This window comes from Bacillus sp. Medicinal_06, from assembly GCF_056711665.1.
In genome coordinates, this window is record NZ_JBWYHD010000015.1 from 1 (window position 1) to 22,371 (window position 22,371).

Annotated in this window: 15 protein-coding genes and 6 pseudogenes; 14 read left to right on the top strand and 7 right to left on the bottom strand. The window is 35.9% G+C overall.

What is annotated here, in order from left to right; genetic code table 11:
• The 10 genes and pseudogenes from AC1M36_RS24080 to AC1M36_RS24125 all read left to right on the top strand — a co-directional run.
• Positions 1-136 (top strand): annotated as a pseudogene (locus tag AC1M36_RS24080) (spore gernimation protein); the annotation flags it as partial.
• Positions 133-1,335 (top strand): Ger(x)C family spore germination protein, encoded by a 1,203-nt coding sequence (locus AC1M36_RS24085; RefSeq protein ID WP_431613515.1) that lies wholly within the window; start codon positions 133-135, stop codon positions 1,333-1,335. The pseudogene AC1M36_RS24080 and the gene AC1M36_RS24085, both read left to right, overlap by 4 nt.
• Positions 1,336-1,806: 471 nt before the next feature.
• Positions 1,807-2,668: pseudogene (locus AC1M36_RS24090) on the top strand (response regulator).
• Positions 2,669-2,858: 190 nt separating this feature from the next.
• On the top strand, positions 2,859-4,484 hold the full coding sequence (gene nikA, locus AC1M36_RS24095) for a nickel ABC transporter substrate-binding protein (RefSeq protein ID WP_336454485.1): 1,626 nt from the start codon (positions 2,859-2,861) through the stop codon (positions 4,482-4,484).
• Positions 4,485-4,505: 21 nt separating this feature from the next.
• Positions 4,506-5,447 (top strand): nickel ABC transporter permease subunit NikB, encoded by a 942-nt coding sequence (gene nikB / locus AC1M36_RS24100; RefSeq protein ID WP_336454484.1) that lies wholly within the window; start codon positions 4,506-4,508, stop codon positions 5,445-5,447.
• Positions 5,447-6,280, top strand: coding sequence for a nickel ABC transporter permease subunit NikC (gene nikC / locus AC1M36_RS24105; RefSeq protein WP_336454483.1), 834 nt, complete (start codon positions 5,447-5,449; stop codon positions 6,278-6,280). The genes nikB and nikC overlap by 1 nt, the downstream gene beginning before the upstream one ends.
• A gap of 15 nt (positions 6,281-6,295) precedes the next feature.
• Positions 6,296-7,135, top strand: coding sequence for an ABC transporter ATP-binding protein (locus AC1M36_RS24110; RefSeq protein ID WP_479846283.1), 840 nt, complete (start codon positions 6,296-6,298; stop codon positions 7,133-7,135).
• Positions 7,136-7,166: 31 nt separating this feature from the next.
• Entirely contained in the window at positions 7,167-8,006 is an 840-nt protein-coding gene (gene nikE, locus AC1M36_RS24115; protein ID WP_336454481.1) for a nickel import ATP-binding protein NikE, read from the top strand.
• Between the two features lie 12 nt (positions 8,007-8,018).
• Positions 8,019-9,353 (top strand): MATE family efflux transporter, encoded by a 1,335-nt coding sequence (locus AC1M36_RS24120; RefSeq protein ID WP_479846284.1) that lies wholly within the window; start codon positions 8,019-8,021, stop codon positions 9,351-9,353.
• Positions 9,354-9,825: 472 nt separating this feature from the next.
• The gene (locus AC1M36_RS24125; RefSeq protein ID WP_336454479.1) at positions 9,826-11,304 is read left to right on the top strand and encodes an FAD-dependent oxidoreductase; all 1,479 of its coding nucleotides are present in this window, start codon (positions 9,826-9,828) and stop codon (positions 11,302-11,304) included.
• 248 nt (positions 11,305-11,552) lie between these two features.
• Here the strand turns inward: AC1M36_RS24125 and AC1M36_RS24130 are convergent.
• The 4 genes and pseudogenes from AC1M36_RS24130 to AC1M36_RS24145 all read right to left on the bottom strand — a co-directional run.
• A pseudogene (locus tag AC1M36_RS24130) lies at positions 11,553-12,319 on the bottom strand (RNA-guided endonuclease TnpB family protein).
• Positions 12,320-12,711: 392 nt separating this feature from the next.
• Positions 12,712-13,863: an anion transporter gene (locus tag AC1M36_RS24135; RefSeq protein WP_336454344.1), complete on the bottom strand. Its 1,152-nt coding sequence runs from the start codon at positions 13,861-13,863 to the stop codon at positions 12,712-12,714.
• Between the two features lie 821 nt (positions 13,864-14,684).
• Positions 14,685-15,371 (bottom strand): IS6 family transposase, encoded by a 687-nt coding sequence (locus AC1M36_RS24140; protein WP_479846285.1) that lies wholly within the window; start codon positions 15,369-15,371, stop codon positions 14,685-14,687.
• Positions 15,372-15,481: 110 nt separating this feature from the next.
• A pseudogene (locus tag AC1M36_RS24145) lies at positions 15,482-15,746 on the bottom strand (hypothetical protein); the annotation flags it as partial.
• A gap of 194 nt (positions 15,747-15,940) precedes the next feature.
• Between AC1M36_RS24145 and AC1M36_RS24150 the strand changes: the two are divergent.
• Positions 15,941-16,666 (top strand): annotated as a pseudogene (locus AC1M36_RS24150) (cytochrome P450); the annotation flags it as partial.
• Between the two features lie 56 nt (positions 16,667-16,722).
• On the opposite strand, the gene AC1M36_RS24155 reads toward AC1M36_RS24150, so the two are convergent.
• Together AC1M36_RS24155 and AC1M36_RS24160 are read right to left on the bottom strand one after the other, a co-directional pair.
• Complete coding sequence (locus tag AC1M36_RS24155) at positions 16,723-17,430, bottom strand: IS6 family transposase (protein ID WP_479846286.1); 708 nt, start codon at positions 17,428-17,430, stop codon at positions 16,723-16,725.
• A 91-nt stretch (positions 17,431-17,521) separates the two neighbouring features.
• A pseudogene (locus AC1M36_RS24160) lies at positions 17,522-17,761 on the bottom strand (helix-turn-helix domain-containing protein); the annotation flags it as partial.
• Positions 17,762-17,866: 105 nt separating this feature from the next.
• On the opposite strand from AC1M36_RS24160, the gene AC1M36_RS24165 reads away from it, so the two are divergent.
• From AC1M36_RS24165 to AC1M36_RS24175, 3 genes are read left to right on the top strand one after another with little or no spacing between them, the layout of a single operon-like run.
• Positions 17,867-19,096, top strand: a complete 1,230-nt coding sequence (locus AC1M36_RS24165; protein WP_336454526.1) for an MFS transporter — start codon at positions 17,867-17,869, stop codon at positions 19,094-19,096.
• Positions 19,096-19,497 carry a carboxymuconolactone decarboxylase family protein gene (locus AC1M36_RS24170; RefSeq protein WP_336454525.1) on the top strand — a complete coding sequence of 134 codons (402 nt, stop codon included), beginning with the start codon at positions 19,096-19,098 and terminating at the stop codon, positions 19,495-19,497. Before AC1M36_RS24165 ends, AC1M36_RS24170 begins: the two co-directional genes overlap by 1 nt.
• Positions 19,498-19,514: 17 nt before the next feature.
• On the top strand, positions 19,515-20,300 hold the full coding sequence (locus tag AC1M36_RS24175; protein WP_336454524.1) for an amidohydrolase family protein: 786 nt from the start codon (positions 19,515-19,517) through the stop codon (positions 20,298-20,300).
• Between the two features lie 358 nt (positions 20,301-20,658).
• On the opposite strand, the gene ltrA is transcribed toward AC1M36_RS24175, so the two are convergent.
• Positions 20,659-22,347, bottom strand: a complete 1,689-nt coding sequence (gene ltrA, locus AC1M36_RS24180; RefSeq protein WP_479846287.1) for a group II intron reverse transcriptase/maturase — start codon at positions 22,345-22,347, stop codon at positions 20,659-20,661.
• Positions 22,348-22,371 lie beyond the last annotated feature (24 nt).

The following is a 22,371-nucleotide window of genomic DNA, read 5'->3' on the forward strand; positions in this document are numbered from 1 at the left end:
TATGACTTCGAAAAATATAAATGATCTACTTAAATTCGGGGATATGGTCGGCAATACTGCTATATTTTTATTTGGGTTACTACCATTGCTCCTTCTTATCGTCACGCGATTAAAGAGAAAAGGGGGGGCATCGTGAAGAATAACTTTCACTATGTACGGGTTCTTTTGACTTTGTTTTCGATACTTGTGCTCCTGTTTCTGACAGGGTGCTGGAGTAGCAAAGAAATTGAAGAGTTGAGTTTAGTTTTAGCTGTAGCATTGGATAAAGGTAAGGAGTCAACAATTGAGAAAGAGATTAAGGACCGAGGAGGAGGGTATCCTAAAAGAAACCTTATAACATCTACTTATCAAATTGCAAGCCAACAAACGGGGAGTAAAGGAGACGGGGCACAACAAAAACGTTATGTTAATGTTTCTGAGACTGGAGATTCTATTCATCAAATGATTCGTGAATTTTCATTAAGAAGAGATCGTCCTTTGTTCGCTTCACATTTAAAAGTGATTGTGATTAGTGAGAATCTTGTACGCAAATATAGTTTAGACCAATTACTTGATCAGTATCTCCGTGAAAGTGAGAGTAGACTTAGCTGTCTTGTGTTAATCAGCAAGGGGCGAGCTAGTGAGACGCTGGAATCAAAGGAAATAGGAGAAATTCCAGCGTTTCATTTGATTGGGATTGGAGATAATCAATATAGAATAACAAGAATTTTACCTCCTGTATCGCTCGCTAAATTAGGAGGTAAGATGGAAGCAGGATCTAGTTTTCTTTTACAAAATGTAATTTCGACAAACGGTGAAGTAAAATTTGCAGGAGCTGCCATAATCAAAGGAAATACAAATAAGTTACGTGGTTTTTTAAATGAAGAGGAATTAGAGGGACTAATATGGATTAACGGAAAAAGGAAAGGTGGTGTGGTAAAAGGTTTTGATAAAAAGACAGGGCAACCCATCATCTACGAGATAAAGTCCATAAAAAGCAAAATCACCCCACATGTTAAGGGGAATAAGATTTCTTTTGATGTAAACATTGAATCAGAAGGGCGTGTGTCTGAAAATTGGATGCACTCAGGAAAAGGTTTTGAAAATGAATTTTTAAAAAGGGCAGAAAAAGTTGCTGAACAAGAAGTAAAGCACTTGGTGCATCATGTAACAGAAAAAATGCAGAAAAAATATCAAGTTGACGTTGCTGGCTTTGGAAACCTATTAAGAATTGAAGAACCAAAAGTATGGGAGAAAGTCAAAAAAGATTGGGATCAAACATTTAGTAGGGTACCGATTAAATATCATGTGAATGTAACCATACAAGATTATGGGGCGTCCAACTTCAAAAAGTGAGACGCCTTATTCCATTTCGCGAATGTATAATTCTAATTAATTATATTGCAAAAACGTTTTGTGTGCCAGAAACTATCGTTATACGCTCTTGATCTACATCAATACCGAAAGATTTCATCCCATTGAGTTCTGCAGTTCTTTAACGGAGAATACCAGTGGGATTATTGTAATATCCTCGTTCCTCTTTGTATATTTGTACCAGAACCTTTAGAAACTCACAGTGATTATCTCGAAGTTTTTACGCCAAAATGAATTTTAAATACTTTAAAAATTGTTTTATAAAAAATGTACTTTTTGGTAAGATTCTGTACTTTTGATTATAAATTAAAGATACGTTTCTATTAGTTTAGATTCGAAAGCGCCTCAAAGGGTGAACTTTGAATTTTATACTTAGCCTATATTCTTTTCCTTACAGGCCATTTATATAAATTAGACTAGGGATTAACCCCATAATCGCGAAAGGATGATTCTATGTATTTCTATATAGTAGATGATGAGAAAGCGGTTCGCTCAATGTTGGCTCAAATTATCGAGGATGAGGACCTTGGAGAGGTTGTAGGAGAAGCTGAGGATGGCTCATTGTTCGATCAAAAAATGCTAATCCTCAAAAATATAGACATTTTATTTATCGATTTGTTAATGCCGATTCAAGATGGAATAAAAACAATTCGTCAAATAAAACCATCGTTTAAAGGGAAAATCATCATGGTTTCTCAAGTAGAAACAAAAGAATTAATTGCTGAAGCATATTCGCTTGGTGTTGAATACTATATTATTAAGCCTATTAACCGGATTGAAGTATTAACAGTTGTTCAGAAAGTCATCGAACGAATCCGATTGGAAAAACCGATAAATAACATCCAAGAATCGCACAATATGGTGCTTAAATTGGATAGTTATCAAAGTACGCAGAGAAGTGAAAGCGGAAGTAAAGATTTAATGGACATGCTGGATTATTTATATTAATACGAACAAGCTAAAACGTTTGAACAAGGTTTTCCTTCTTTAAAAGAGATTTTTTATACATTTAGCTCAAAAAAGAATTGGATAATCAGCCGAAGAGATCAAATCAAAAAGGTCGATTGATACCTCCAAACAACGGATTAGAAGGGCGATTTATCAATCATTAAACCATTTAGCATCCCTTGGACTTACTGATCTTTCAAACCTGAAGTTTGAAAATTGTGCTTCTAGTTTTTTTGATTTTACAAACGTAAGAAGAAAGATGACAGAGTTGAATAATGAGCAAACATTACCTATTCATATCGATACGAAAAAATTTATTCAGGTTCTTTATTTTGAAGTGAAATGGATACCCTGGGAATTGCAATGACGGACTCTTGTTAATTCTTAAACTGAAATGAAGGGCTTATTTTGTTTTATTAGCTCGATAGCGATGGGTAGCACCCCCAATTATTCGTAATTTTCATTGACAGGAATTATCTTAGTAACTATCATTAGTTGGTGATAATGATTTTCAATTTCATTGTTTTTTATTAATTTTAAGGGGGAAGCATTTACTAATGTTTAGAGAGAAAAGGAAAATCGGTATATTACTATCAGCAATGATTCTACTGCTGTCTATTGTCTTTGTGGGTTGTACACCACAAAATAATGAGCAGGAAGCTAAAAAAGAAACGAGTAATACAGAAAAAACTCTCACTTTGTCTTGGCCAAGGGATATAGGAGAGATGAATCCGCATGTTTACAATCCTTCGCAATTGATTGCACAAGCGATGATTTACGAGCCATTGGTTAGCTATAAAGAAGGCGGTAAGCTAGAACCAGCGCTTGCTGAATCATGGACAATATCTGAGGACGGCAAGGAATATACTTTTGAACTTCGTCAAAATGTAAAATTCTCTGACGGAACCGCTTTTAATGCGAATATCATGAAAAAGAATTTTGATGCGATTATGAAAAATGTGAAAATACATAGCTGGCTAGGATTAATCAACATGATTAATAAGACTGAGGCAGTAAATGATTCTACCTTTAAAATTACATTAAAGCAGGCTTATTATCCAACATTGCAGGAGTTAGCGGTAGTCCGTCCAGTACGCTTTTTAGGTGAAGCAGGCTTCCCGGATGATGGTGATACTTCACAAAGAGTGAAGAAACCTATTGGAACAGGCCCATGGATGCTAGAGGAATATAAGAAGGATGAATATGCGGTATTTACTCGCAACCCGAATTATTGGGGTAAAAGTCCGAAGATTGAAAAAATTGTAATTAAAACAATTCCTGATGCAGAGACGAGAGTGCTTGCTTTCGAAAAAGGTGAACTCGATTTAATTTATGGAGAAGGCGCTATTAGTTTAGATGCTTTTAAACAATTAAAAGAGTCAGGAAAATATAAAACAAGTATTTCTGAACCTGTTGCAACAAGACAGTTGGTTATGAACACGACAAAAGAGCAGCTTTCTGATATCAAAGTACGTTTAGCGCTTCAATATGGTTTTAACAAGCAAGCGATGGTAGAAGGAGTGACTTCTGGACTGGAAGAGAAGGCAGACAATATTTTGGCTCCAAACCTCCTATATACCAATATTAAAACAACACCTATTAAGTATGACGTAGAAAAAGCGAAGAAGTATTTAGAAGAAGCAGGATGGAAGCTGCCATCCGGAAAAAGTGTTCGAGAGAAAGATGGTAAAGCATTGGAGCTGGAGTTGATGTATGATAAATCAAACCAAATCCAAAAGGCGATGGCAGAAGCCCTTCAAGCTGAGTGGGCGATGATAGGTGTTAAGCTGAATATTACTGGTGTTGAGCTGCCTGTTCAAGTAAAACGGTTTGGCGAAAATGATTTTGATTTGAACTTCTACAGTAACTATGGAGCTCCATATGATCCACATACCTTCCTTAACATTGTTTCAATGGACGGCTTTGGATTCTCAGATGCTTTGTCAAACTTGCCAGTGAAGCAACAGCTTGATCAACAAATAAAAGAAGTATTTGCCTCGACGGATGAGAAAAAGCGAAAAGAGTTATACAACACTATCCTACAGACATTGCAGGACCAAGCAGCAATCGTGCCAATTTCTTATATTAAGAAAACAGCTGTGTACCAAAAGGATGTAACTAGCTTTGAATTCCCGGCAAATCGTGATGATCATCCATTCACTGGAATTAGCATTAATAACTAGGAAACGGAAGGATGAGAAATAATGGGTAGCTATATTATCAAACGATTTCTTGCCATCATTCCTATTTTTCTCTTTGCAACACTTCTTACTTTTTTATTGATTCATCTGTCGCCGGTCGACCCTGCTGAAGCATATTTCGCAGCTGCCCATATTCAGCCGACAGCTGAGATGTTAGAACAAAAAAGACAGGAGTTTGGTTTAGATCAGCCACTGTTTGTGCAATATATTCAATCTCTTATTAAGATATGCCAACTTGATTTTGGCATATCTTATCTTTCTAACAAGCTAGTTTGGCAGGAGGTTGTATACCGGATGCCTACGACGATCCAGCTCGCCTTTAGTAGTATTTTCGTAGCTGTACTCGTTAGTGTGCCGATCGGATTTTTAGCTGCAGTGAAGAAAAATGGGGTCGTGGACCAGTTTAGTCGAGTTCTGGCTTTTTTCGGTGCTTCAATTCCGCAGTTTTGGCTCGGTTATTTATTAATTTATTTGTTTGCAGTGAAGTTTAATCTGTTTCCTGTGGAGGGGGCAGGAACATGGAGGCACTTGATTCTTCCATCCGTAACACTGGCTTTGCCGCTCATTGCGATTTATACTCGTTTGCTACGCATAAGTGTACTAGAGAATTTGCAAGATTCGTATGTCTTATATGCGAGGACAAGGGGGATTCATGAGCGTGTCATTCTAATAAAGCATGTATTGAGAATTGCAATTTTACCAATGATTACAGGAATTGGGATGAATTTTGGGAAGCTACTGACTGGAACGATTATTGTTGAGTCCGTTTTTTCGTGGCCTGGGTTTGGACGTTATTTTATTGAGGCAATTTTTAACCGGGATATACCAGTCATCCAATGCTATGTGTTTCTTGCGGCCTGTCTATTTATTTTATGTAATCTGATTGTGGATATTGTGCAAATGTATATGGACCCGCGGGTTTCTTGGAAAGGAGGAACGGACTAATGATTGCAAGTATAAGAGGTGTTTTCAAGCATCAAATCATCATTGTAGTCTGCTCATTCACTTTAATCGTTCTGTTTATCCTTACGATTTTGGCTCCGTGGATTTCTCCGCATGATCCCATTCAAGTGAATTTAGCATTAAAACTAAAGCAGCCTTCCATAGAATATCCGTTGGGTACTGATTATTTAGGACGGTGTAATCTGTCTCGTCTTTTACATGGTGGTCGTATTTCTTTAGGGATTGCATCTTTAATTTTTATTTCTTCCTTAGGGATTGGTTTGCTTATCGGAACTTTTGCTGGTTACAAGGGCGGCAGAATTGATCTTATATTAATGAGATTTTGTGAGGGAGTGATGGCCTTCCCGAATCTTGTACTCATACTTGGACTTGTAGGAATATTTGGTCCAGGAATGAAACAGGTAATTTTGGCAATGGTGCTTGTGCAGTGGGTGTATTACGCGAGGATGTTCCGAGGCTTAGTACTCAGTTTAAAGGAGCAGAATTTTATTACAGCTGCGAGAATAAACGGATCTTCACAATGGAAAATTATTAGACGACATATTATCCCGAATGTACTTCCTCCTATTGTCGTGATGGGGACACTTGAAATGGGGTGGGCTATTATGGATATTTCCGCTCTGTCGTTTTTAGGACTAGGTATTCAGCCACCTACACCTGAGTGGGGTGCTATGATTCATGAAGGGAAATCGTATATACGAAGTAATCCAGAGTTAATGATATATCCAGGTGTAATGATTATGCTCGTTGTCATCACTTTTAATATATTGGGAGAAGCTTTATCAGATCGGTTTGGGGCAAAACGACGTTTTTAAAAAGGAGTGAGACAATTGATAGAAAAACAGCGTAATGTTTTGGAGGTAAGTGACCTGCATGTAAAGATAAAGACCCCCACTGGAACAATCCCCTTAGTGCAGGATATCCATTTTGAACTAAAGCCTGGGCGTGTGCTCGGGCTTGTTGGAGAAAGTGGCAGCGGCAAAACCGTTACTTCCTTGTCACTTCTGCAACTGCTAGATCGTAAAACAACAAGTATAGAAGGTAGTATACGATTGCACGATAGAGAACTAAATGAGCTGAGTGCGAAGGAGATGCGACGGATTCGAGGGAAAGAGATTGCCCTTATTATGCAAAATCCAATGAATGCTTTTACCCCTATATATACGATTGGAAACCAATTCATTGAAACGATTCGCACTCATACTGCTTTAACAAAGAAAGAAGCATTTGAACTGGCTGAGAACTCTTTACATGATGTAAATTTGCCAAATCCTTTAGATGTTATGCGTAGATACCCATTTCAGCTAAGTGGAGGAATGCTACAGCGGGTAATGATTGCTATTTCCCTATGCCTGCGGCCATCTGTAATTATTGCTGATGAGCCAACAACAGCGCTAGATGTGACAAACCAACTGCAGGTGCTGCAGCAGTTGGATTTTATTCGTTCGGAATATGGTACATCTATCCTATTAATTTCTCATGATTTAGGAGTTATTTCGGAACTAGCTGACGATGTCATTGTGATGCAGTATGGAAGAATTGTAGAAAAAGCAGACGTTTATCAGCTATTTGATTATCCACAGCATGAGTATACGAAAAAGTTGCTTCATGCTCGACCGACGCTGCAATTTAACGAAAGATCTCAGGATTTTCTAACATTATTGAAGTAGCATTATTATCCTAAAAACAGGGAGTGAGCCCATGAGTTTACTGCAGGTTAAGAACGTAACACATATGTATGGTTCCTATAACTTGTTTGGCAGAACGGATCAACGAAAAGAAGTACTTTCCAACGTTTCTATTTCCATAGAGCCAGGAATGTGTCTCGGTCTTCTCGGAACAAGCGGAGCTGGGAAAAGTACGCTGGGAAAAGTAATCCTTGGATTGGAGAAACCGCAAAAGGGACAAGTTCTGTTTCAGGGACATGATTTTTATAACATAGACCGTACCACCCGTAAACGGCTTCGCCGTGATCTTCAAGTAGTGTTTCAAGATTGCTACTCTTCGGTAAATCCACGAATGACTGCGGAACAAATTATTAGGGAACCGTTACAAAACTATGAAAGAATGTCCCGGGATGAACAGAGGCGGACCGTTGGAGAGTTACTAGAAAGAGTTGGTTTGAATCGTGAGGATATGCGAAAGTACCCTCATCAGTTTAGCGGGGGACAGCTGCAAAGAATTAATATTGCGAGAGCGATTTCCTTAAAACCGAAGCTAATTGTATTAGACGAGGCGGTAAGTGGTTTGGATATGGTCAACCAAACAAACATTTTAAACTTGTTGAGTGAGTTGAAGTCAGCTTTTGGTCTCTCATACCTTTTTATTACACATGATATAAAAGCTGCCTATTTTATATCTGATACTTTGGCTGTGATGGAGAGAGGAGAAGTAGTTGAGCTATGCGAAAATAAAGACCAGTTTTTCATCTCGCGGCACCCCGTTGCGCAAACTTTGCTCTCGTCCATTCTTTCCGAGCATCCTCGTTACCGTTCTCTTTCTGGAGGAGGCATTACTCCCATCCTCAGGCATGAGAGATGAAGGAGGAAAACTATGAATCATCGATCCTATCTTACGTTAGCCATTCCCTTGATCATTTCAACTATAACAACCCCTTTATTAGGGGCTGTAGATACAGCAGTTGTCGGGCAGCTGCCTGATCCTGCTTATATTGGGGCAGTGGCTGTAGGAACCATCATTTTTAATACGATGTATTGGTTATTTGGTTTTTTGCGAGTGAGTACATCGGGATTTGCTGCTCAAGCGTATGGAGCAAACGATGATATACAAGGGTTTTTAGCCCTAACAAGGCCATTTGTAGCAGCAATTGTAGTAGGGATTATTTTTATTCTTCTGCGGCACCCTGTCGAATATTTATTTTTAACCTTAATAAATCCGGAGTCTGACGTTCGAACGTTGACATCTGATTATTTTAGTATTCGCATATGGGGTGTTCCGTTTACTTTAATGAATTACGTTATCCTCGGATGGTTAATGGGGATGTCTAAGATTAAAATCTCTTTAATGATACAAGTTTCTATGAATCTTATGAATATTATTCTAGCCCTATTATTTGTCAACGTATTCTCTTGGACAGTGTCTGGCGTAGCTGCAGCAACTTTAATATCGGAAATAATGGCCTTTATGATAGGTATCATCATTATATGGAAGGCTGTTCCTTTTACATATAAGCAGCTTCCTTTAAAAGAAATTTTTAATCTTGCTTCGTTCAAAAAAATGATGAGCGTTAACCGCGATTTATTCATCAGAACATTTTGTTTGTTAACCATGTTTAATATGTTTACGGCGAAAGGTGCTTCCTTTGGAACAGAGGTTTTGGCAGCAAATGCTGTTCTTATCCAAATTCATTACATCATGGCGTACTGCTTTGACGGATTTGCGAATGCTTCTAGTATTTTTGTAGGAAAAGCAATTGGAGCAAAAGATAAACAATTGTACAAAAAGACACTTTCACTATCGTGTCAGTGGGCAATCTTTTCGTCCTGTTTTATCGCAGGTATTTACAACTTGCTTGGTCATAATATAATTACACTATTTACGAGTGTACCAAGTGTTATTGAGTTGGCAAACACCTATGGAATATGGATTACGCTATTCCCTCTTTCGGCAAGTTTTGGAATTATTATATATGGTGTTTTTACAGGGGCAACAGAAGCAGCACCCATTCGAAATTCTATGATTTTAGCATTAATTGCTTATCTCGTTGCTCAATTTATCGCAGTGCCTAGCTTTCAAAATCACGGCTTATGGTTCGCCTTTATCGTATTTAGTATAGGGCGTTCTGTATTTTTAGTAATGTATATTCCAAAGTTAAATAAAAAGCTATTTTCGGTACAAGCGCAGAATACTAAAACATTTTACAATTAGGGAGCCTGCCGCTTGTCACCTTAAAATTCCCTAGGTTTTAACAAACGGTGTATAAAGTTGGAACGGAAGAAAAGGTAGAGATAGCATCGAAGTTTTACCTTTCGCAGTTAATCACATTTCCTTAATATAAGAAAAATACTATTCTTTTCGTATAATTATTAAAAAGGATAGCGCTCTTTATGGATATTCTACTTCTAGGGGTACCGTCACACATCCATCAACCTAAGAAATTAGATGTTCCCCAAAACGAAATTTTTATCTTTCCATAATTGTTTATGAGAATTCAATACATTGGGGAACAACGAATTTATGATCTCATTTTTCATATTCTAAGCGCATTTTTGTTTCCTAGGAAACAAAAATGCGCTATACTTGCATACATAACACATAATATTTATTAACTGGGAATCTATTATGTGTACATGTTTTTATACGATTAGTCCTAATCAATCAAATAAATGGAGGGTATGACATGGGAAATCATTATGATGTAGCAGTTGTTGGTGGTGGTCCAGTAGGATTAATGACCGCATGTGAATTAGCTATTCAAGGTATAAAAGTTGTTGTGTTGGAACGAAGAGTAGATCGTATACGAAATTCTAGAGCAATGACATTACATCCTCGCTCCTTAGAATTGATGGCTATGAGAGGTATTGAAAACAGATTTTTATCTCGTGGAAAAAAATTAGATACAAGTCATTTTGCTGTCTTAGAAACAAGATTAAACTTCAAAAATTTAGATACAGATTTTCCCTACACACTTTTTATCCCTCAATCTATTACAGAAGAAATATTAGAAGAACGCGCATTAGAATTAGGTGTAGACATCAAACGAGGGCATACTGTGAAGAACTTAAAACAGTATGAAACATTTGTAAAGCTAGAAATAGAGCAAAGAGAAAATATATATAAACTAGAAGTTCCATATGTAGTAGGCGCTGACGGTGCAAGAAGCATCGTACGCGAATTATCGCATATACCATTTAGTGGAACGGATACTACAGCCACTGCTATATTGGGAGATGTGATTTTAAAAGATATTCCAGATAATCCATTTTTCTCTATATCTAATATACATGGGATAGTAATGATGGTACCGATTACGCCTGGTTTATTTCGTTTTGCAATTGTAGATCCTGTATATCAGCATATACCTGTACAAATTGCTGTCACAGAAGAGGGGCTTATGGATAGTGTTTATCGTATTACAGGTGAACGTATTCAAATTAAGGAAACGATTTGGCTCTCTCGTTTTGGAAATGCAACCAAATTAGCAGATACTTATCGGCATTTGCGTGTATTCTTAGCAGGAGATGCGGCACATATTCATTTACCTGCAGGTGGACAAGGTTTAAATGTAGGTTTACAAGATGCTTTTAATTTAGGATGGAAATTGGGATTAGCTATAAAACAGAAAAAATATGAAAACCTATTAGAAAGTTACCATATTGAACGACATGCTGTAGGAAAACAATTTTTAAAAGAGACACAAGCGCAAGAACAATTAATGATGAACTTTTCAAATGCTGGGATGGAACTAAGAGAGCTATTTTCTCACTTACTCACATATCCAGAAGTGAATCAAGATTTAGCTGAAAAAGTAAGTGGTCTAGGAATTATGTATCCACCTATGCATAATATGGAAAAACATCCATGGCTAGGAAAAAGATGTCCGAATTTTTCTATTTATGCACAAGATCAGAACACTCACACACTCTATGAAGTGATGCATGATGGGAAGTTCATTTTATTGATACATCCTTCTTATGTAGATATGGTAGATAAAATAAACATTGATTCACATGCAAGAGTGATTGTAGGACAAATACAACATTCTGAGTTAGAAAATATAGGTACAGTTTGGATTCGACCGGATGGTCATATAGCTTGGATTGCGCATACCAAGAAAGACGTATCATTAGGTATTGAAAAAATGCAAAATAACATGTAATTCAATATGTTATTAACTAATCAGACTCTTTTGCAGTAAGAAATCAAACAATTTCAAAAAACAAAAAAACATTATTCTTTCTTTACTGCTTTCTAAGAAAGAATAACGTTTTTTATTAATAGAGCAAACAATGAATGAAAATAGGTATTATTTTAGTGTGTTCGTTGAACTACTCACCACTTAACGTCCTTACGGACTGTTTGAAGTGGGAGATTCCTAAGTACGGAGTTCTATCGAACTCTAATGGATTAGGCTATCCCCGTAGTTCCTACGGTTAAGAGACGAATTGCCTCGTTTCTCAGGTTGATCGCTGCATTCCTATCTCTATCGTGATGTGTGCCACAAGAAGGGCAATCCCACTCACGAATTATTAGATTTTTAACATCTTTGTTTTTGTATCCACAATTTGAACATAACTGACTGGAAGCAAATGTTTTAGATACCACAACAACTTGTTTGCCATACCATTTTGCTTTATATTCCAACATCGTTCGAAATTGTGACCAAGATACTTCACTAATTGCTTTTGCAAGCTTTCCATTTTTGAGCAGGTTACTGACTTGTAAGTCTTCTATACCGATGACATCGTGGTTTTTGATGATTTCAGTAGAGAGTTTATGTAAGTAATCAGCTTGTTATCTATAATCGCAATATTACCGTTCGTTTGCTTGGTTGTGTAGGATTGAACCTTATTGTTTTTAGATTTGAATCGTAGAATATCATTTTGTTTCTTGAAAAAACGTGAAAAAGCATCTGCGAGGTTTTTTAATGTGGATTGAAGAGCAATACTATCTACTTCTTTTAACCAAAGTGTATCCTGTTGCTTTTTTAATTGAGTAAGCTCGGCAGAGCAAGAAGGATAGGTTAATCCTTTTCCTGTCTCTTTATAGGTGTCATTCCAGAGAGCAAGAAAATGATTATATACAAAGCGACTGCAACCGATAGTTTTAGCAATTAATATTTCTTGTACCTTATTTGGATAGATACGAAATTTATATGCCTTATTTACTAACATGGGTTGCACCTCACTTTTTTCGTAGGATACCTACAGTATACTAAAAAAAGTAGGCTTACGCCTACCGACATTCATCTCCCACCTAAAATTGGTGTTTTCACACCTTCACATTTTTGAGGAAGGAGTCTTCTGTCGGAAAACGATAAAGAAAAAATAATGGATTATAAACAAAAACTACACTGAAATCCAGTTCGGTATGGTAAAATTGCATAAAAAAAGACCACTTTTGTGAGTGGCTTCAAAAAGAAGAAATGGCTGTCATCCCCCTTAAGCGTACCGATATTAAAAAGCCCAATTTCTCAATTTAATGCTGAGAAATTGGGCTTTTTTCATTACTTCAGAAAAGGAATAAGAACACTATAGGTTTTTATACTCCCATCGGTAATTATTTTTTAAAAGATTTTTAGAAATTTAAAGATGAAGTATTGTATGCATGCAAGTATGACTAAAAATGAAAAGTTGTAAATACTGAATTTGATTAAATACTTTTTACTCTCTTTACGGTTGGCCTGAATGAATAGTTTATAGGAGATTACACTGGCTAAAGATGCGATAATTGTTCCAAGCCCTCCGATATTTACTCCTAATAATAAGGGTTTCCAATCAGAAGTAAAGTTTGACAGGAGAATTGAAGCAGGAAAATTGCTAATCAATTGACTCAAAAATATGGAACTAAAAAAGACTGATGTGTCTCCTCTTAAATTAGTGCGGGCAAATGTCTCCATTGCATTTGAGTTAGAAATATTTCCAATAAAAACAAAAAAACAGACAAAGGTTATCAAAAGAGAATAATCAATCTTAAATAATAATTTTCTATTTAAAATAAATACTGTCACCAATGTAATTATTAGCGCAATGTAATAATTAATGACTCCAAAAATAGATGCAATAATAATGACAAGTATCAGGATCCAGACTGTAGCTTTTTTTCGATCCTCTATAGTAATAACAGGAAGTTCTATTTTTAATTCTGTTTTATGAAGTTTTTGAGTAAATATAAACAACAAACTGATGCCAAGCACAGCTAATAACAAGATTGAACCCAAAAATGGGATGAGCTTAATTCCATAGTAAGAATAGATATACAAATTTTGTGGATTCCCCATAGGCATCAAGCTGCTTCCGATATTTGCCGCAATTGTCTGCAGGATGATTGTATCCATCATATTCATTTGTGTCTTTTTACTAATGACAAGTGTTATTGGTACAAAAGTGAGCAAAGCGACATCATTCGTTACAAACATGGAGCAAATGAAGCATAATAAAATCAGAATAACTGATATTGACCTGCTGTTATTGCATTTATTCAATATAGCAACGGCAAGTTTGTCTAATAATTTTAGCTCTTCAAAGGCCTTTATAGCTACCATTAGATTAAATAAGCTAACCAGCACTTCAAAGTTAATATATTCAAGCCTTGGCGAATATATAAAACAGCTTACCACTGCTAGTATCAGAGAAATGGTAAGCACTATATCCTTTTTTAAAAATAGAAATTTCATAAGAAGTCTTTTTTTATTTTGGACGAATATTAATTCTCTCACAATGCACCACCTGTAATCTATGTTTATAGAAGGAAACGGAAGGGCAATCCTCACCCTAAATAAGCATTCTATATATATATCCAACAAAGGCCATAGATTGCAATAAGTTTAATAGCTTTTCTTGTCAAATAGTTGTACCATAATCCGGCTCTTAAATGGAATAATATGACTAACGTTTTCAAAAAACAACAATAATATAAGGTGTTTTTTATTTGTGGCTCCTGCAAAACACTTTATGACATATAGAAACAGGTTCTTAGCGTGACTGAAATAAGGAATTTTTTCTTTTTAGAACCCTTAACGTTGTAAATCCGTGTAATGTTGGCCGGACCCCATTAGGGGGTTAGCTGAGAAAAACTATTGTTTTTTTGTTAACTTATAATATCATATATAAACCAAATATGATGTTTTTTGAAAATTTAGTGAAAAAAGTTATCAAGCCTTGATTTCAATTACTTTACATGACAAAAAGTATGCAGGATTTTATGAGAAAAGTAGGGAGACTTGTTTGTTTTTGGATATGGGTTTTGGTACTCAATATGGATGAGTTTTTAACGCTTTTTTTAAAAATCAACCAAGTACCATAAACGGTCGTTTTTGTTACAGTGATAGCATAAAAAATTCTACTTTATAAAAAGTAATAAAGTTAAAAGCTACAGTTATTCTATTCGACAATTGGGCCATATTGTTGCAGATATAAAAAGAGGTTGATATTACATCAACCTCTTTTTAATGATTTTTAGGATGCAGCGATTACTTCGCAAGGTTCTGTTGCAAAGTTTTTTTACAGATAGAAAGTTAGGATGGTGTATAGCTGAATTCTATATAATTGTGAGTAATTGCTGTAATTCATTGTACGTTGAAAAAACGAAGTTTAGCTGCAAACTTCGTTTTCGTTTATATATAGCATGAATCGTTTCGATTCCTTTCAAAGTGCGCGAAGCATGGCGAAGACTTTGAAATCCTGCAGATTTGGCAAAGCGGCGTTTTACGTGTCTATGGTCCTGTTCTATGAGATTATTCAAATGCTTGATTCTACAATGAGTTGTATGTTTATAGAAGCCTTGTTCCTTTAATTTTTTGAGTGTACAAAGTAATGCCGGTGCTTTATCTGTTGTTAGAACCGTTGGTTCTCCAAACGTTTTCACTAATCTTTTCATAAAGGCATATGCAGCCTGATGATCTCGTTTTTTACGAAGTTGAATATCCAATGTGTACCCTTTTTTATCAATTGCACGATACAGGTAACACCATTCTCCTTTGACTTTTATATACGTCTCATCCAATTTCCAAGATAGTTGCACTCTTTTATTTTTCTTCTTCCAAATTTGATAAATCAGGTGCCCATATTCATGAACCCAGCGCATAATAGTTGTTGGATGAACTGAAACACCACGTTCTTTCAAAATTTCAGAGACATCACGATAACTTAAAGAAAAACGACAATAGTAGCCAACGGCTACCAAAATAATATCTTTTTTGAATTGTTTTCCTTTAAAATATCTCATTTATGATTCCCCTCACTCTGTTTTGCAAAAGTTTAGCTTAGTTTTAAACACTTTGCAACAGAACCTCTTTTTCTATGCGTGAAATTAATAGTTTTACTTTTCAAGATAAACTTGTTGGAATTGGCAGGTAACCATTTTAATCTTTTATTAAGGCTGCTGGTTCGTCTTCGAATGATAAACCAACTGATAATCTTGTATTTCCTTTTGTTTGATTCCATGTATTCTTTGAAAACAGATATTTCTCAAAATATCTTTATTGTCTACTTCCCACCATTGAAACATCATCAGCCCGTACATATACTTTTAGTTTTTTTAGACGGCCATTCCATAATAATGACGATTAATTGTACCGTCATCCTCATATAAGTATTTTTTTGTAAGTTATAAATCTAATTGCCAATAGAAAGCTTAGATTATCTATCTTATACCCGATATCATAAACATGAATAGTTAGGGAAAAGATAAAATAAGGTAATCAATTACATATCTTTATCCCAAGTGATTAATTGCTATCATCTTTTTATTGAATGGGATATTTTATTTCATGCTTTTTTGAAAGGGTGTTTTTAATGGGAAAAAAAGTATCTGCTATTCCTCAACCGAAAACATATGGACCGCTGGGGAATCTCCCGTTAATCAATAAAGATAAACCGACCCTATCGTTTATCAAGCTAGCGGAAGAGTATGGTCCCATTTTTCGACTTCAAACTCTAAGTGATGCCATCATTGTCGTTTCTGGACACGAACTGGTAGCAGAAGTCTGTGACGAAACACGGTTCGATAAAAGTATAGAGGGTGCTTTAGCAAAGGTTCGTGCCTTTGCTGGAGATGGATTATTTACAAGCGAGACTCACGAGCCTAACTGGAAAAAAGCTCATAATATTTTGATGCCTACCTTCAGTCAACGAGCAATGAAAGATTACCACACCATGATGGTTGATATTGCCGTACAACTCGTTCAAAAATGGGCAAGACTTAATCCGAATGAAAATGTGGATGTTCCAGAGGATATGACCCGCCTTACATTAGATACAATTGGTCTATGCGGTTTTAATTATCGATTTAATAGCTTTTATCGTGAGACTCCTCATCCTTTTATTACTAGCATGAGCCGTGCTCTGGATGAGGCGATGCATCAATTACAGCGACTGGATATAGAAGATAAACTTATGTGGAGAACGAAACGTCAATTTCAGTATGATATCCAAACCATGTTTTCTTTAGTAGATAATATTATTGCTGAACGTAAAAGTAATGGAAATCAGGAAGAAAATGATTTACTTTCCCGGGTTCTGGTGCAAAAATCATTTGATAGAGGCATAGAAACCTGCATAGACTGTTCCATGGTAGATTATGATGCAATTCCAAATAATTTATGTATGAATCTAACTTCATTTTGGGCAGACTTCACCTGTAAGTGAAGTTGTCCTTTTTTCATCATATGCATGGCTTCAACACCACTCAATATAGAGATTGCTGTTTTAAATGACTTTAATCCTAACATAGAACGAACTCGTTTTTTAATAAATCGGTGGTCTTGTTCCACTATATTATTGAGATATTTAACTTGCCTTAGTTGTATGCCTTCAGGCATATGTTTCTCTTCTTTCAACTCTTGAATCGCTACAGGATAGGCAAGGTTCTTATCTACAGTTATCACGCGAGGTTTAGAAACATACGAAAAAGCCAAGGCTTTCTTGAAAAAGCGCTTGGCTGCTTGCTTATCTCTTGATTTACTTAGATAAAAATCAATTGTATTCCCCTCTGAATCAACTGCACGATATAAGTACATCCATTGACCTTTTACTTTAATATAAGTTTCATCGACTCTCCACGAATCATTTGTTAATTTAAGATGATGTCGTACTTTCTCTTCTAATTGAGGTCCATATTGATGAACCCAACGCATAATGGTGGTGTGAGCCATTGATAATCCTCTTTCCTCCATCATTTCTACCAGGTTACGGAAGCTCAAATTGTACCGTAGGTACCACCTTACCGTTAATAAGATTAGTTCAGGCTGATAATGTTTCCATTTAAACAAATTTTCCTTTTCCATACTGATCACACCTTTTTTAGATTCATACTATCAGTATGTCCAAGTTTAGGAGATTACTTGCAAGAGCCTTGAATTTTTTGCACCAGAACCACCTGAATACACGCGAAATAGCCTCCAATACGTCTGAAGATACTTGTATATCACGCCCTTGCTCTAACCATGTATACCAAGTTATTCCTATCCCTGCCAGCTGAGCTACTTCTTCTCGGCGCAGTCCTTCTGTTTTTCTACGTGGCCCAATAGGTAAACCAAAATCTTGAGGAGATAACCGTGCTCGTCGTGTTTTTAAGAAATCCCCTAGTTCTTTCCTTCTTTCTTTATCACTTAACATTTAACCTCTCCCCTTTATAAGTAGTAGTTTTAATAATAGTATAAACACACTCCTATTCCCATTATAAACCTTCATCTATTCTAATAAATGAAGGAGGTGAGTTTAATGATTTTCAAAAATAGGGCTGAGGCTTTTCCTATACTTACGAAAGGATTAGTTCTCCTAATGGCTGCAGCATGTGGTTTTACAGTAGCTAATGTCTATTTAAATCAAACGCTCTTAGTCAGTATGGCAAATACTTTTCACGTTTCTGAAACCAATATAGGAATTGTAGCAACTTTAACTCAAGTGGGATATGCTTTGGGAAATCTTTTATTGGTACCATTAGGTGACATTTTTGAACGAAGAAAATTGATCCTAAGTTTATTATCTATTGTATGTATTATTTTAGCTGCAACTGCTTTATCAATGAATGTAACGTGGCTGATTGCAGCAAACTTAATTCTTGGATTTGTTACCATAGTCCCTCAAATTATTGTTCCTCTTGCTGCTAATTTAGCTTCAGAAGATAACAGAGGAAAAGTGTTAGGGAATGTTGCCATTGGCTTAGTGTGTGGGATTTTAGGTGCTCGATTTATCAGTGGTTTTGTAGATTCACATTTTGGATGGAGATCTATGTATTGGGCTTCTTTTGCTGGCACAATTATAATGATCATTTTAATTGCAATGTATCTTCCAAAAAGCAAAGGAAATCATGCAATACAGTATAAAAAATTACTTGCATCTTTAGGCCTGTTATTTAAAAAGGAAAAAGTGTTGCAAAAAGCTTGCCTTAGTCAAGGAATGATGTTTGGTTCCTTTAGTGCCTTCTGGACAACACTTGTTTTTTTATTAAATACTTCTCCGTATTCTTATGGGAGTACCGTGGCAGGGTTAATAGGTTTAGTGGGAATAGCTGGAGCCTTTGCAACTCCTATTATTGGCCGGGTGATTGATAAAAAAGGACCAAAATTTGCTAATACTTTATGTATGTTTATTTCTTTAATCGCTTTTCTAATCTTAATATTCTTAGGATATTGGTTACCAGGATTAATTCTTGGTGCACTATTAGTAACAGTTGGTACGCAAGCAAATCAAGTTGCTTGTCAAGCTACTATCTTTCAACTATCTCCTGAAAAGAGAAGCAGATTAAATGGATTATACATGGTATCTACATTCTTAGGTGGATCTTTAGGATCATATTTAGGTGTACTTGCTTGGAGCAAATGGCATTGGTATGGAGTATGTACAGTTGGGATACTCATGATAGGTATTGCTTTTAGTTCCTTATTTAGCTTGCCTAAACAAAAAAGAACAGTAAAAAATAGAGAATTCGAGAAAGGAAGTCATGTCTAATGTCTGCAAATACAGAAAACTATAAAAGAGGATTGGAAGTATTATCAAAAATAGATCCGGAAAACTATCAAAATATCGTGAATAATTTTAAAAATTCAGTAGCACCTGACTTAGGAACTTTGGCTGTGGAATTTAATTATGGTCAAATTTTTTCTAGACCAGGATTAGATTTAAAATCTCGCCTTCTTGCAACAGTTGCTGGTCTAACTGCTTTAGGAAATACGGAACAATTAAAGTTTTATATTAACGGAGCTTTAAATGTTGGATGGACCGAAGAAGAAATTGTGGAAGCTATGATGCAAATGTTAATTTATGCAGGCTTTCCTGTCGCATTAAATACCATTTTAACAATAGCTACCGAAGTATTTTCTAAAAGACGAAATCAGCTGTCAGCCAATTAATGGAGGGAGAGTGAAAAATGATTATTGATAGTCATGCCCACGTAGTTCTACCTATAGAAAAACAAATTGAAATGATGGATTCAAGTGGGATAGATAAAACTATTTTATTCTCTACGCTTGTTCATCCAGAAAAAAGTGAAAGCTACGATGAATTTATTCAGGAAATGGATGTACTGAATCAAATTTTAAATAACGAGATAAATCCCCTAGAAGCACGATTAAAAGCTCTAGAAGAATTAAGGGATGCTATCGCAAAATATCCTGACCGTTTTACTGGATTTGGATCAGTTCCCCTTTTAAGTTCCTCTGGAGAACTGCATGATTGGATTGAGAAGATTGTAAAAGATTATAAAATGAAGGGACTTGGAGAATTTACCCTTGGTTCAGGCCAAATTAAAATGCTTGAACCTGTATTCCAGGCAGCTAGTGATTATAATTCCTTTCCGATTTGGGTGCATACATTCCATCCACTCAATTTAAATGATATTCAGGAATTGTTCGTTTTAACTCGTAAATATCCCAATGTACCTGTAATCTATGGCCATTTGGGAGGAATTCATTGGCTGCAAGTTATTGCATTAACAAAAGAGACAAAGAACGCCTACCTAGATATCTCTGCATTTTATACAACCTATGCATTATCTTTGGCTATAAAAGAACTCCCAGAGAAAACTTTATTTAGCTCTGATTTTCCTTATGGTGATCCATTCTTAAATAAGTTGGCAGTTGAACGTCATGCTTCAAGTGAAGAAGTCGTACAACGAGTACTAGGTGGGAATATTGCTAACCTTTTAAATATTTAACTTATGTTTTCATTCATTATGTCGACTTAAGGCATAAAGACAACCCTAGTTTCTGTAAAATGACAATAAAGCTATTTCATTTTAAAAGCTCAAACAAGCATAACCCCGTTCTAAATTTAGGACGGGGTTAAAAATATAGTTGTTTAATTTTTGATGTAAGATACTTCACTACACTAAAAAATATAACAATAAAGTCGTTTAAAAATCTAAGTTTTATTATAGTGATAGGTAAGCTTTTGAAGTTATCGCCAGCTTTTCCCCCACTTCACACCGTACAGGCGAGTTTCCCAGCATACGGCGTTCCAACTAATCCAACTCATTCAGTATTTTTATGTATATGCAAAGATGAAATGTAGAATCAGATAGCTTCGTTCAGACATTGCTTGCGCAATTTATTAACTTCTATAAGTTGCTTTTCATTTAACTTGAGTGAGTTTAAAAGCACTTGTATTTTCTCTTGATCTCTCAAATGTATGAGAAGATGAACAGATTTGTGCAATATCATTAAGTTTCTGTATGAATCATCTTTTGTGAGATAGTACGGTGTCTTATGATGACAATGCCAATCATTCAGTCCTAATTCAATTCCTGTAACACCACATCTCCCGTATTGTGCGATAAATCGGCTAATCCGGTTATCGTTGTATTCGATGGAACGGCTTGGTATGAATTGTTTCATCACATGAGCAAGCGTTTGTTTATTAATCGCTCGCAAGTTTTGATGGATCTTATTTCTACCTTCGGTAGTATAGTTACAAATAGTTTGAGAGAAGTTAAGATTCACCTTATAGCGCTGGGCATGGATTGGGACAAGAACCATTTCTTTTATTTTATAAAGCTTACATTCGTATCCCTTATACCGTTTCTGTAAGGATTTTGTAAAGTCCTGAAACGTAGCTTCTTTTTTCAATTCTTTTAAACGATTGTATAATGTTTTATGAAGACGATAGCTCAGCTCACATAAGTCTATTGTGATGTGCGACGCTGCAGAATAATAATTCTGTATACCCATTATGACCAGATTAAATCGCCAAACGTTTTCAACTGTTTGGTGTTTCTGTATTGCCTTTATAGCTTGTTTTATCTTTGTCTGCGCGTTTTCAAGTGCCTTTTTTGTCATATGTGAACGGGCCACATAAAGTGTTCTTTTATTTGTCTTTTTCCGATGTGCTTTAATGCGAAAACCTAAAAACTCTGAAGAGTTTTTCTTTAGGTTAACTACTTTCGATTTTTCCTTACTAATTTCAAGCTTAAGCCTTGTTTGAAGGAAATCCTTTACTGCATAATGCATTTTAATCGCTTGTGAACAGGTGCGGCAAAGGATTTTAAAATCGTCTGCATATCTCACGATATAGCAATGTTTTAAATTCGATTGTTTCAATGCATTATATCTGCCAATCTGTGATTTATATAGCTTTTGAGTTTCAAAACTTTCCCATTGATTACTAACCCACCAATCTAGTTCATTTAATACAATGTTAGATAAAAGGGGTGATAAAATCCCCCCCTGGGGTGTACCTTTCGTTGGGAAGCCTTCCCCAATTATTTCGGCTTTTAAAAGACGTGAAATAATGGAAAGCAATGCCTTATCACGAATGCCAAGTGACCACATTTGTTTTAATAGTTTGGCATGATCCACAGTGTCGAAGAATCCTTTGATGTCAACATCTACACAATGGTATAAGCATGCACGATTGATGAGCGTTTCAAACCTAGCTTTCGCATGATGTGTACTGCGGTTTGGTCTAAAACCATAGCTATGTTTATAGAACTTTGCTTCACAAATCGGCTCAAGCACTTGCAAGATACACTGTTGGAATAATCTATCCCAAATAGTCGGAATCCCTAAGGGACGCGCTTTTCCATTTGTCTTAGGAATGAAGACTCTCCGAACGGCTTGGGGTGTGTAGTTTTCAAACATTCGTTGTATCGTCGATATGACCTCTGATACGGATAATCGCTTTATATCTTCAATCGTTAATCCATCATATCCAGCCGTTTTACTGCCGGTATTTCGTTTAATATTCCGATAAGGGTTCTGGTGCAAAAATCATTTGATAGAGGCATAGAA